The organism is Arthrobacter sp. CJ23, from assembly GCF_024741795.1.
Lineage (GTDB): Bacteria > Actinomycetota > Actinomycetes > Actinomycetales > Micrococcaceae > Arthrobacter.
This window is the reverse complement of the sequence record NZ_CP102950.1, coordinates 4,598,859-4,610,911: the sequence shown is the minus strand read 5'-3', so window position 1 is coordinate 4,610,911 and position 12,053 is coordinate 4,598,859. Positions and strand designations below refer to the sequence as shown.

Sequence of the window (12,053 nt, the reverse complement as noted above, 5' to 3'; positions counted from 1 at the left end):
GTACGGATCCCCCGGAGGCCGGTTGATCCGTGGTCTGCAACTACCTGTATTCGTCTTTGATCCTAGCCGATTGCGTGCTGCCTCCCCGGTTGGCGGAGGTCACTTCTTCGGCGTGCGCCTGCCCCTGAAGTGCGGATTGCGCCCCGGGGTTCCCTGGTAGGCACGGCGGCCGGGCAGCGGAATCTGCTGGCGGAGGAAGCCGCCCTGCGTGGAACTGGGGACGTTCTCGTCCGGCAGGTAGCTCTTTTCGCCCGCGGCTTCCCCGGCGGCCTCCGGGACGGCATCCGCAAGTGTCCCGTCCTCCACAGCCTGCCCGACGGCGGCTGCCGGCCCGTGTGCCTGGCCCGCCTCCGGCTGTGGTTCCGGTTCCAGCGCGGGGCCCGCCCTGAAGGAGGCGGCGTCGAACTCGCCCGAGATGCGTGGAATCAAACCGGTGTCGTCCGAGACCGTGGCGCGTACCGGCGTCGGGCCCTGTCCTGCCGCAGGGGCGGCGGCGGGTGCGGCACGGCTGCCCAGGCGGCCGAGCAGCGGGCGCAGCAGATCGCGCAGTTCGCTGACGCGGAAGACCTTCAGCAGGAAGAGGTAGGCCACCAGCATGACGGGACCCACCACCACCACCGTGACGAGGGACGCCGGGCGGCTGCTCCAGGCGAAGCCGTCGGCCCGGTAGCTGCCCAGGAGCCACAGGGCCAGGGCGCCGGCGAGCGCCGAACCAAGCGCCGCATAGCCCATCCGGATGTAGGAGTTGGCGATGCGCGGGCCGTCCAGGTGGCCCAGCAGGCGGCGCAGGAACCACACGCTGATGACCACGGAAAGGATGTTTCCGAGGGTGTACAGGCCGGCGATGGCGTAGATGATCTGGCCCACCGGCAGGAACTGGATGGCGAAGGCACCCACCACGTAGACCACCGCCAGCAGGAGCTGGACGTAGAACGGGGTGCGGGCGTCCTCGTTGGCGTAGAACACGCGCGACATCATGAAGTTGGCGCTCATGAACGGCGTGCTGAGCGCCAGGAGGGTCAGAGTCTGGGCCAGCATGACGCCGTCGGCGGGCTCCCCGCCGGAGAAGAACATGCCCAGCGGCCCCGCCAGGGCGAACAGGGCCAGCGCACCGAACACCGTGGCCACCGCCATGGTGCGCAGGCCGTGGGACAGGGCATCGCGGAGCTCGGCCTTGTTGCCGTCCTGGGATGCGCGCGTCATCCGGTTGAAGAGGACGGTGGCCAGTGAGAGCGCGATGATCGAGTGCGGCAGCAGGTACAGCTGGCTGGCCACTTCGAGGACTGCGTTGCCAGGCAGCGTTGCCGCGGCGGTGAGCTCGCCGGCATGTTCCAGGCGGAGGCGCTCGGCACCGGGAATCGTTGCGATCCTCATGACATAGAGGAACGCCAACTGCCCGACGGCGGCCGTCAGCAGCGTCCAGACGCTCAGTTTTGCTGCCTGGCCGAGTCCCACGCCGCGCCAGCCGAAACGCGGCCTGAGGCCTAGCCGCAGCCGGAACACCGGGATCATCAGGATGACCGTCTGGGCGACCACGCCGATGGTGGAGAACCCGGCTATCAGGAAGGTCTGGAACGGACCCCAGTTATCCAGGGTGTGCGGGTTGGTGTAGTTTTCGCCCAGGATCCAGATGAACATGCCCAAGCCGGCGATGGCCACCACGTTGTTCAGGATGGGGGCCCACATGGCCGGGCCGAAGGCGCCGTTGGCGTTCAAGACCTGCGTCAGGAGTGCGTAGAGGCCGTAGAAGAAGATCTGCGGCAGGCACCAGAACGCGAAGGTGACGGCGAGGGCCTTCTGCTGCGGCGAATAGCCCTGCGTGGTGAGGTCGATGACCAGCGGCGCGGCCAGCGTCACCAGTGCGGTCAAGGCCAGGAGCACGATGACGGCCAGGGTCAGCAGCCGGCCGATGTAGTCCGCACCCCGGTCCGGGGCCTTGCTCGCCTTGATGATCTGCGGCACCAGGACGGCGTTGAACACGCCGCCGGCCACCAGCAGGAAGATCAGGTTGGGCAGGTTGTTCGCGTTGATGAACGTGTCATTGACCGTTGAACCCAGGCCCAGGGCGGCGCCGAGCATCCAGGTCTTGGCGAAGCCCAGGAACCGGGAAACCAGCGTTCCGGCGGCCATGATGGCGCTGGAACGAGCTTCTCCGGATTGGACGGACTGGGTTGTTTTGGCTGCAGACATCGCCTTTATCGTCCCATGTGCCGGCGTCAGAGGTATTCGGGCAGTACTTCCCGGGCCAAATCGGCGATGCGGCGCTCGTTGGGGAAGGACAGCTTGCGGGCCAGATCCTGGATGGGCACCCAGGCGGCGTCCACGGCTTCCTGGTCCGGATCGTTCTCGATGGTCAGCTCGCCGCCGGTGGCCCGGAGCAGGAAATGGTGCACGGTCTTGTGGACCCGGTGGCCGCTCACGGTGAACCAGTAGTCGATGCTGCCCAGCGGGGCCAAGATGTCGCCCTCGATGCCGGTCTCCTCGGCGATCTCGCGGACAGCGGCTTGTTCGCTGTTTTCCCGGCCCTCCGGGTGGCCCTTGGGCAGGCACCACTCGAGCCGGCCGCCCCTATTAAGGCGGGCGATGATCGCAACCCGGAGTGCGCCGTCGGAGGTGTCCACCACGACGCCGCCAGCGGACACTTCCTCAACAGTGGGAAGTGCGGCCTGCACCGGGTGCTGGGCGGGCGCGACGTGGGCGCCGATTGCCGACGGCAACGGTGCGTTCGTCCTCCTGCCAGGAGCACTCGGGATCGGATTGGCCATGAACTCCACTCTAACGACTCTTGCCCTGTGGTGATGACCGGGACATGGCCGCAAAATGGACGGCAGGAGCCGGTCTCCTCCGGTCCGCGTGCGGGACCCCGCGTTTTGGGGCGTCCCGGTGGCCCATGACGGCCCAAAAATCTGCCAAGCTTAAGAGACTATGGCGCACGTATTGGACAGCTCTTCAGTTAACTTCACGATCGACCCGGTGGTCCTGGACCTTGGTCGGCGATTTGTTGACGCCGGATTCGAGCTGTCCCTGGTGGGCGGCCCCGTGCGCGACCTCTTCCTGGGGCGGACCTCCCCGGACCTCGATTTCACCACCGATGCCACGCCGGACCAGACCATCTCCGTCATCAAGAAGTGGGCGGACAACTTCTGGGAAATCGGCCGTGCGTTCGGCACCATCGGCATGAAGAAGTCCGGCTTCCAGATCGAGATCACCACGTACAGGGCCGAGGCCTACGATCCTGATTCGCGCAAGCCCGTGGTGGCCTTCGGTGACTCGCTCACGGACGACCTCCTGCGCCGCGACTTCACCATCAACGCCATGGCCCTGCGCCTGCCGTCCATGGAACTCGTGGATCCCTTCGGCGGCGTCCGCGATCTGCACGCCTCCGAGCTGGCCACGCCCGGCGCCCCGGAGGCCTCCTTCTCCGATGACCCCCTGCGCATGATGCGGGCCGCGCGCTTCGCCTCGCAGCTGGGCGTCTCCGTGCACGACGACGTCCGGCTGGCGATGACCGAAATGGCCGAGCGGATCCAGATCATCTCCGCCGAGCGCGTCCGCGACGAACTGGTCAAGCTTATTAACGGTGCGCACCCACGCGTGGGCATCGACCTCCTGGTGGACACCGGGCTCGCGGAGTTCGTGCTGCCCGAAGTGTCGGCCCTGCGCCTGGAATCCGACGAGCACCACCGCCACAAGGACGTTTACCAGCACTCGTTGCAGGTCCTGGAGCAGGCCGCTTCGCTGGAAACCGGCGGGGACGGTGCCGTGCCCGGCCCTGACTTTGTGCTGCGGTTTGCGGCCCTCATGCACGACGTCGGGAAGCCGGCGACGCGCCGCTTCGAACCGGGCGGCGCGGTGAGCTTCCGCCACCACGACATGGTGGGTTCCAAGCTGACCGCCAAGCGGATGAAGGCGCTGCGCTTCGACAACGACACCATCAAGGCCGTGGCCAGGCTCGTGGAGCTCCACATGCGCTTCTACGGCTACGGCGAGGCCGGCTGGACGGATTCCGCCGTGCGCCGCTACGTGACCGACGCCGGCCCCCTCCTGGAACGGCTGCACCGCCTGACGCGATCGGACGTCACCACGCGTAACCAGCGCAAGGCCGAGCGGCTCTCCTTCGCCTACGATGACCTCGAGGAACGGATTTCGGTCCTGCTCGAACAGGAATCACTGAACGCGATCCGCCCGGACCTGGACGGGGCCCAGATCATGGCAATGCTGGGGCTCAAGCCCGGACCGGTGGTGGGCCGCGCGTACAAGTTCCTGCTCGAAGAACGCATGGAACACGGCCCCCTCTCCCACGAGGAAGCCGAGTCCAAGCTTCTGGCATGGTGGGCAAGCCAGCCCGAGTCCGCCGCCGCCGTCGAACCTTCCGCGGAGACCGCCGGTTCCGCCCCGGAAGACACCGCGCCCGCCGCCGTCGCGCCCGCCGCAACATCAGAGGAGTCATAAGTGAACGAAACATCGAAGCTCACGCGCCCGCAGCTCTGGATCCTCCGCCACGGCGAGACCGAATGGTCCAAGAGCGGGCAGTACACCGGGCTCACCGACCTGCCGCTGACCGTTGAAGGCGAGCAGCAGGCCGTGGAGGCGCGCAAGGTCCTGGAAGGCATCGACTTCGACGTCGTGCTGACCTCGCCGCTGCGCCGCGCCCGCCGCACGGCGGAGCTGGCCGGCTATCCGGACGCCGTCCACGAGCCGCTGGCCGTCGAATGGAACTATGGCGACTATGAGGGCATCAGCTCGGACCTGATCCGCAAGGACAACCCCGAGTACCTGATCTGGACCGACGGCGTGCCGAACGGCGAAACACTGGACGAAGTGGCCGCCCGGGCGGACAAGATCATTGCGCGAGTCCTCGAATCCGGCATGGACAATGTCCTTGTAGTGGCCCACGGCCACTTCTCCCGGATCCTCACCGCCCGCTGGCTGGAACTGGACGCCCGGGAAGGCCGCCACTTCATCCTCGGCACCGCAAAGGTCTGCACCCTGGGCTGGGACAAGCGGACCCCCGCAATTGTGCGCTGGGGCCTCTGAACCGCGGTTCGGAAATTCTTTTTAGTAAATCTTCGAATTCACTGGCCATGTGCACGAAACATGGTGTAACTTAAATCTTGTTCCCAGAGCGATTTGCCGGGATCGAGGCGCGCAATGCTCCGGTCAGTCAAACGGGCCATTGCCACAGCAGAAGAGGAGGTTGGGAAAATGATTACTTTGACTAGCGGATGGATGATGAACGTCTCTGCTACCCCGGCCTTCACTGCTGATCGACGCCACATTTAACCCACTGGCTTTTCCCTGATTTTCCGGCCCGGCCTGTCGCCGGCGGGAATCTGATCTTCCGCCTATCCCGTATTCCGGGCTCGGCGCCTGGAAGAGCCAGTTGTTGACGCGGATCCACGCGGTTTGCCGCAGGTGCGCAGTATCCCCATAGTTCGGAACCAGCTTCTTGTTGGGGACGGCTGCAGGGCGCCGGCCTCGGCTGTGTGCACGGTCATCCGGGGTTTACCTCAATCGATCCGCTTTATCCACTCATTATTGACCGGCGCTCATGCCGCTAATTGGGCTGCTGTTTTCTCACGAATTCAATGGGCCTTAATTGTTGTGCCCGAATTCGGTCAATTCATTCGTATCAATCATCGAGGAAAGGAGGTGAACCATGGGAAAGCGCCTAAAGGACATACTGGTCTTCAACGGCAGGCCTGTCGAGAAGGACCGGACCATCTTCAACGGACAGCTGCTGGATCAGCGCCGCGAAGACGTCTACGTCGTCATGCACCAGATGGGAGTCATCCGCTGATGCCCTTCAGCCCTTCCGAAGGGAGTGTCCGATGATCCACATTGGAACAGATCCTCAAGGAGCCCACGCGGCTACGCGTGGGCTCCTGCCTTTTAAGCTGAAGGTATGCTCGATGCCATGCAGGAGACAAAGCCGCACCGGCAGCGAAAGCGCGCGCGCTTTGTGGTTCCCAGCCGCAGCGACGCCATGCTGCGGAACTTCACCGAACTGATCGGCGGTCCGCTCGGGAGGAGGTCCGCGCCCGGCAGGGTCTCCCCCGGCATCTTCACGGTGGAACGCGTCCTGATCATCCTGACGGTGCTGGCCGCACTCCTCGCGATCCTGGTCAAGCAGCACTGCCGCGTGAACGGCTGGCACACCCCGGTCCAGTTCTACGCCACCTGCTACTCGGACTTCCCCGAACTGTTCCGCAACCGCGGGATCGGGGACGGCGTCTTCCCGTTCTTCACCCAGGGCAGCTTCTTCGAATACCCGGTCATCATGGGCGTCATCGCCGGAGCCACGGCCCTTCTGGTCCCCGGCCAGGGAGTCAACGACGAACGCATCCTGGGGTATTTCGACGTCAATGCCACCCTGATCGTGGCCGTCTGGCTGGTCACCGTCCTGGCGACGGCCCGGATCAACCGGAGCAGGCCCTGGGATGCGGCCATGGTGGCCCTGGCGCCCGGGATCATCCTGGCCGGTGTCATCAACTGGGACATGTGGGCCGTGGGCATGCTCGCGGTGGGCATGTACTTCTTCGCGAAGAACCATCCAGTGGTGGCGGGCATCTTCTTCGGCCTCGGCACAGCCACCAAGCTGTACCCCGTGCTGATCCTCGGCGCCGTCTTCCTCCTGGCCCTGCGCACCGGACGGATCAAGGTTTTCCTGGTGACCGCCGTCTCCGCGGCCGCCGCCTGGCTGGCCATCAACGTGCCGATCGCCGCCATGAACCCTGCCGGCTGGAGGTACTTCTTCGAATTCTCCGAGGAGCGCCCCGCCGGCTACAGCTCCCCCTGGTTCGTCTACAACATCGTGGCCAACCGCCTGAAGTGGGAGCAGCTCGAGGCAGCGGCCATCAACACCCTGGCCACCAACCTCTTCCTCGTGGCGTGCGTGCTGATCGGCATCCTGGCGCTGACCGCACCGCGGCGCCCCCGCCTGGCGCAGTTGACCTTCCTGATCGTGGCCGCCTTCATCTTGACCAACAAGGTCTATTCGCCGCAGTTTGTCTTGTGGCTCATTCCGCTGCTGGCCCTGGCCCGCCCCCGCTGGCGGGACTTCCTGCTCTGGCAGGCCGCCGAGGGGCTGCACTGGGCGGCCGTGTGGATGTACCTGGGGCAGCTCACCAGCGGCGGCGCGTCCCAGCACAACATCGACATGCCCTACTACGTCATGGCCGTGGCCCTGCATATGTTCGCCACGGCATATTTGATGTTCCGTGTGGCCTGGGACATCTGGGAGCCGGAGCTTGACCCGGTCCGCCTGCGCGGCGTGGACGATCCGCACGGCGGGCCCTTCGACCGCTGCAAGGACTGGCTGCGCCTGGACGTCCTCCGGCCCACGGCCTCGGTGCTGCCCTGGCGGCCCCGCTCTGCGGCGACTCCCGCGGCGCCACCCGCCGCACCTCCCGCTGTAGAACCTCCCGCTGTGGGGGCGTCGCACGATGCCTGACGTCGCCGTCGTCGGCTCCGGACCCAACGGCCTCGCGGCCGCGGTGGTCATGGCCCGCGCCGGCCTGGACGTGCACGTCTACGAGGCTGCCGAGACGATCGGCGGCGGAACACGGACGGCGGAGCTGATCGAGCCCGGGCACTTCCACGACATCTGCTCGGCCGTGCATCCCATGGCGATCGCTTCGCCGTTCTTCCGCAGTTTCGAGCTGGAACGGCGTGTGGAACTGCGCGTGCCGGAGGTCCAGTACGGGACACCGCTCGACGGCGGCCGGGCCGCGATTGCGTACCGCTCGCTGGAGCAGACGGCGGCGGGGCTCGGAGCTGACGGGCCGGCGTACCGGCGGCTGATGGCGCCGCTGCTTCAGCGGCTGGACGGTGTGCTGGACGTGACCACGAATGCGCTGCTGCGCGTTCCCCGTGACCCTGTGGCGGCCGCCCTGCTGGGCCTGGCAACCCTGGAACAGGGATCGCCATGGTGGAACCGGAAGTTTGCCGGGGACCAGGGGCCGGCCCTGCTGACGGGCGTCGCCGCACATGCCGTGGCACCCCTTCCCTCCGTCACGGCATCCGGGGCGGGGCTGATGCTGGCACTGCTGGCCCATGCCGTGGGCTGGCCGATCCCCGTGGGAGGCTCGGCGTCGATCGCCGCTGCCATGGCCGACGACGTCCTGGCCCACGGCGGGACGATCCACACGGGGGAACGCGTGGACTTCCTGGCGTCGCTGCCGGGGCGCGTGAAACTGCTGGACGTGGCACCGACTGGCTTCCTGCGGATGGCCCCGGCCGGCTTGCCCGAACGCTACCGCCGGGCGCTGGACTCCTACCGCTTCGGGAACGCGGCGTGCAAGGTGGACTTCATCCTGTCAGGACCCGTGCCGTGGGCGGCGCCGGAGCTGGCCCGCGCCGGAACGGTGCACGTGGGCGGCACCCGCGCCGCGATGGCCGAGGCCGAGAACCTCGTGGCCGCCGGCCGGCATCCCGCGGAGCCCTACGTGCTCGTCTCGCAGCCGTCCGTGGTGGACCCCGGCCGGGCACCGGCGGGACGGCACATCCTGTGGAGCTACTGCCACGTGCCCGCCGGCTCCGCGGTGGACATGGCCGAGGCCGTGACGGCCAGGATCGAGCGCTTTGCCCCGGGCTTCCGGGACGTGGTGCTTGCCTCCAGGACCACAACGGCGGCGGACATGGCCGCGCACAACGAGAACTATGTGGGCGGGGACTTCAGCGCGGGGCTGATGGACGTCCGGGGCCTGCTGCGGCGGCCCGTGCTGTCCGCGGTTCCGTGGCGCACCCCGCTGCCGGGCGTGTACCTGTGTTCCTCGTCCACCCCGCCCGGACCCGGCGTGACAGGAATGCCCGGGTACCACGCGGCGAAGCATGCCCTGAAGGACATATTCGGGATCCAGGTACCCGGGCTGGGCCTGGGCTAGCTCTTGTTTGAGCGCGAACGGGCAGCAGATGCCCTCTTGGCGCGGATTTAGGGGCACGTGCTGCCCGTTCGCGAGGGCGCCGGGCCTTCGCGAGGGCGCGCAGGGCCTTCGCGAGGGCGCTGGGTTCTAGTTGGCGGCTTTAGTTGGCGGCGGTGAAGCGGGCGCGGCGGTGGGCCGGGGTTTCGATCTCGTCCAGCATTGCCACGGCGTAGTCCTGCGTGGAGATGCTGCTGCCTGCCGGCGAGTCCTTGGCCACGGAGTAGCTGCCCGTGCGCTCACCGGGCTGGATCATCGGTGCCGGGGCGAGCACGGTCCAGTCGAGGGATTCCGGGGCTTCCTTGACGGCGGCGAGGGCCTTGGCCGCCGTGGTGGCCTCAGCCTTGTAGGCCTCCGGGAAGTCAGGCGAATCAAGGAGACGGACGCCGTCGATCACCAGGGTTCCCGCGCCGCCCACAATCATGAGGCGCGTGCCTTCCGCGTTGCTGAAGGCGGTCTCCATGGCCGCGAGCCATTCGGCGTGGTCGCCGCCGGTGCGGCTGGGGCCCGTCGCCAGCACCACGGCGTCGTGCTCCTTGGCGATCTGCGCGAACGTCTGGCTGTCGGCCTGGTCGGCGGCCACGGAGACCGCACCGGCAACCTCGGCGCCCTTGCGGGAAATGGCGGTGACCTGGTGGCCGCGGGTGAGGGATTCGTTGACGATCTGGCTGCCGACCATGCCGGTTGCGCCGTAGACTGCGATTTTCATGACTCTCCTTGGGGTTGCTATCCTTGCGTGACACAAAAGTATCTTTCGGATACTGATAGCTTCAAAGGAACCTAGTTACCTCGTGGATACCAAAGACTTTCCCGCCAATGTGCTTGACGCCAACTGCCCTTCCCGCGTGGTCTTCCAGCGGATCGGGGACAAATGGGCGTCCCTGGTGATACAGGTCCTCGGCGGCGGGCCCGTCAGGTTCTCCGAGCTGCGCAAGATGGTCAGCGTGGTGACGCCCAAGGTGCTGACCCAGACGCTGCGGACGCTGGAACGCGACGGCCTCATCACTCGCACCATCCACGCCCAGGTGCCGCCGCGCGTGGATTACGAGCTCACGGCGCTCGGCGAATCTCTGCTGCAGCCGCTCACCATGCTGCGCGAATGGGCCGAGAACCATGTGCCCAGCATCCTCGAGGCCCGCGACGCCTACGATGACGCGCAGGACGAGGCCGTGCTGGGCCGCTGACCCGCGCCTTGTGGGCTGGCTCAGGCGGTACGGATCGGCAGGCCCAGCCGCCCGTCGCGCATGCTGGCCACGGAATCCGTGAGCGGCAGGAACTCGGTATCGTGCGTGACCATGAGGGTCGCCGTCGAGAACTCGTCCGTGACCTGGCGAAGCAGCCGCACGATCGACTCGCTGCGCTCCATGTCCAGGGCCGCCGTCGGCTCGTCCACCAGGAGCACTCGCGGGCTGGCCATGAGCGCCCGCGCAATGTTGACGCGCTGGCGCTGCCCGCCGGACAACTGGTGCGGGCGCTTGTTGACCACGCCGCCCAGCCCGACGACGTCGAGCAGGTCCGCAGCCCGCCGCCGTGCCGGCCGCACGGGATTGCCGCGCAGATGGTCGCCGATGACGAGCTGCTCGACGGCGGTCAGCGAGGGCAGGAGATTGGGCTGCTGGAAGATGATGCCCACGGCGTCCCGGCGCAGGGCCGTCAGCTCGGCCAGGCGGAGCCCCGTGGCATCCTGGCCGTCGATCACCACCAGCCCGGACGTGGGGCGGACGAGCGTGGCCGCGACCGCCAGCAGCGAGGATTTCCCGGAGCCGGAAGGTCCCACGAGGGACAGGAATTCGCCGGCATCCAGCTTGAGGCTGACGGCGTCGAGCGCCTTGAGGGTGGAGTCGCCGTCGGGGTATTCGAGGGTGACATTGACGAGGTTCAGGGCGGTGCTCACGGTATATGCCTTTCGAGGAATGTTTTGGTGGGGCGGAGGTTGGCGACCGGTCAGTTGCCGCCGAGGGCGAGCAGCGGATCGACCTTGGTGACGCCTCGGACCGCCAGTACGGCACCGGCCAGGCCCAGGAGCACAATCCCGGCGATCGGCAGGAGCGTGGTGAGCGGCGTGACCAGGAACGGCGCGGCCTGGGCGGCGAAGAATCCGCCCACCACACCCGCCGTGCCGCCCACGGCGGCCCCGGCGAGCAGCACGATTCCGGCCTGGACCAGGGCATCGCGCAGCACGTAGCCGGATGAGGCGCCCATGGCTTTGAGGACTGCGATGTCGCGGGTGCGCTGGACGGTCCAAACGGTCAGGAACGCCACGATCACCAGCGCGGAGATGCCGTAGAGAAATGCCTGCATCAGCATGAGTGAGCCGTTCTCGCTCTTGTACGAGCCGAGGGCCTGGAACGAACCGGCGGGCGAGGCGCTGACCGTGCCGGCCGCCGCATTGGCGGCGTCGACGTCCACGGAGGCTCCGGCGTCGAACGTCACGGCCAGGACTGTCGCCTCGCCGGGAGCGGTGTGGGCGAGCTTCCGCCAGGTATCGAGCGTTGTCCACACCACGCCCGTGTGGGAATACCACTGGTCCGGGACGACGGCCGAGACTGCCAGTTCGGTGCCGGCAACGGCCACCCGACTGCCCTGCGCCAGCCCCAGTTCCTTCGCCAGGGACTGACCGACGACGACGGCCCCGTCCGCGACGGGCGACGGTGCGGTTCCGTCGTCGGCCCCGAAGACCGCGACGTTGGCCGTGCCTGTGGCGCCGCCGTCGCCGAGGGACTGGAAGCGGGTCTGGCTGATCCCCAGCGCCGTGGCCGAGGCAACTCCCGGCTGCCGGCGCCAGGCGTCCAGCTGGGCCGGGGAGACCTCGGATTCGGTGTAGGAGGCTTTCGCTTCGCCGCCTGCGGGGGCGCCAAAGACGATCTGGTCCGTGGGCAGCGCGGCGATGGCCGACGTCGACTGGTTGCCCAGGCCGGCGGTCAGGCCGGACAGCATGACCAGCAGGAGGGTGATGAGGGCGACCACGCTGCCCATGAGGGCGAAGCGGCCCTTGGCAAAGCGGATGTCGCGGACGGCGAGAAGCATTGGAATCCTTCGTTTGTGCCCCATGGCGGCCGGTTTCCGGCCCTGTTTCCACTCTCCCGGCGTTGGGCGGCTCCGGCATCGGGAGCACGGTTGCTTGGCCGGGGC

11 protein-coding genes are annotated in these 12,053 nt (G+C 67.5%); 6 read left to right on the top strand and 5 right to left on the bottom strand.

Translation table 11 applies throughout. From position 1 onward, the window contains the following. Window positions 1–99 precede the first annotated feature (99 nt). Both murJ and NVV90_RS20885 read right to left on the bottom strand, forming a co-directional pair. Window positions 100–2,190, bottom strand: a complete 2,091-nt coding sequence (murJ, locus tag NVV90_RS20890) for a murein biosynthesis integral membrane protein MurJ (RefSeq protein WP_258439150.1) — start codon at window positions 2,188–2,190, stop codon at window positions 100–102. A gap of 26 nt (window positions 2,191–2,216) precedes the next feature. Further along, the gene (locus tag NVV90_RS20885) at window positions 2,217–2,717 is read right to left on the bottom strand and encodes an NUDIX hydrolase (protein WP_258441250.1); all 501 of its coding nucleotides are present in this window, start codon (window positions 2,715–2,717) and stop codon (window positions 2,217–2,219) included. A gap of 208 nt (window positions 2,718–2,925) precedes the next feature. Here NVV90_RS20885 and NVV90_RS20880 point away from each other — a divergent pair, with 208 nt between their 5' ends. The 5 genes from NVV90_RS20880 (at window position 2,926) to NVV90_RS20860 (ending at window position 8,885) form a co-directional block, all read left to right on the top strand. Further along, the gene (locus NVV90_RS20880) at window positions 2,926–4,452 is read left to right on the top strand and encodes a CCA tRNA nucleotidyltransferase (protein ID WP_258439149.1); all 1,527 of its coding nucleotides are present in this window, start codon (window positions 2,926–2,928) and stop codon (window positions 4,450–4,452) included. Beyond that, the gene (locus NVV90_RS20875) at window positions 4,453–5,037 is read left to right on the top strand and encodes a histidine phosphatase family protein (RefSeq protein WP_258439148.1); all 585 of its coding nucleotides are present in this window, start codon (window positions 4,453–4,455) and stop codon (window positions 5,035–5,037) included. A gap of 622 nt (window positions 5,038–5,659) precedes the next feature. Beyond that, entirely contained in the window at window positions 5,660–5,800 is a 141-nt protein-coding gene (locus tag NVV90_RS20870; protein ID WP_258439147.1) for a hypothetical protein, read from the top strand. Window positions 5,801–5,917: 117 nt separating this feature from the next. After that, window positions 5,918–7,453, top strand: a complete 1,536-nt coding sequence (locus tag NVV90_RS20865) for a glycosyltransferase family 87 protein (protein ID WP_258439146.1) — start codon at window positions 5,918–5,920, stop codon at window positions 7,451–7,453. Continuing rightward, the gene (locus NVV90_RS20860) at window positions 7,446–8,885 is read left to right on the top strand and encodes an NAD(P)/FAD-dependent oxidoreductase (RefSeq protein WP_258439145.1); all 1,440 of its coding nucleotides are present in this window, start codon (window positions 7,446–7,448) and stop codon (window positions 8,883–8,885) included. Before NVV90_RS20865 ends, NVV90_RS20860 begins: the two co-directional genes overlap by 8 nt. A gap of 139 nt (window positions 8,886–9,024) precedes the next feature. Here the strand turns inward: NVV90_RS20860 and NVV90_RS20855 are convergent, their stop codons facing one another. Next, window positions 9,025–9,630 (bottom strand): NAD(P)-dependent oxidoreductase, encoded by a 606-nt coding sequence (locus NVV90_RS20855; RefSeq protein ID WP_258439144.1) that lies wholly within the window; start codon window positions 9,628–9,630, stop codon window positions 9,025–9,027. Window positions 9,631–9,712: 82 nt separating this feature from the next. Here NVV90_RS20855 and NVV90_RS20850 point away from each other — a divergent pair, with 82 nt between their 5' ends. After that, the gene (locus NVV90_RS20850; RefSeq protein ID WP_258439143.1) at window positions 9,713–10,105 is read left to right on the top strand and encodes a helix-turn-helix domain-containing protein; all 393 of its coding nucleotides are present in this window, start codon (window positions 9,713–9,715) and stop codon (window positions 10,103–10,105) included. A 20-nt stretch (window positions 10,106–10,125) separates the two neighbouring features. On the opposite strand, the gene NVV90_RS20845 is transcribed toward NVV90_RS20850, so the two are convergent. Beyond that, window positions 10,126–10,815, bottom strand: coding sequence for an ABC transporter ATP-binding protein (locus tag NVV90_RS20845; RefSeq protein WP_258439142.1), 690 nt, complete (start codon window positions 10,813–10,815; stop codon window positions 10,126–10,128). 50 nt (window positions 10,816–10,865) lie between these two features. After that, a complete protein-coding gene (locus NVV90_RS20840) occupies window positions 10,866–11,948 on the bottom strand; it encodes an ABC transporter permease (protein ID WP_258439141.1) in 1,083 nt (360 codons plus the stop codon). Between the last annotated feature and the right edge of the window lie 105 nt (window positions 11,949–12,053).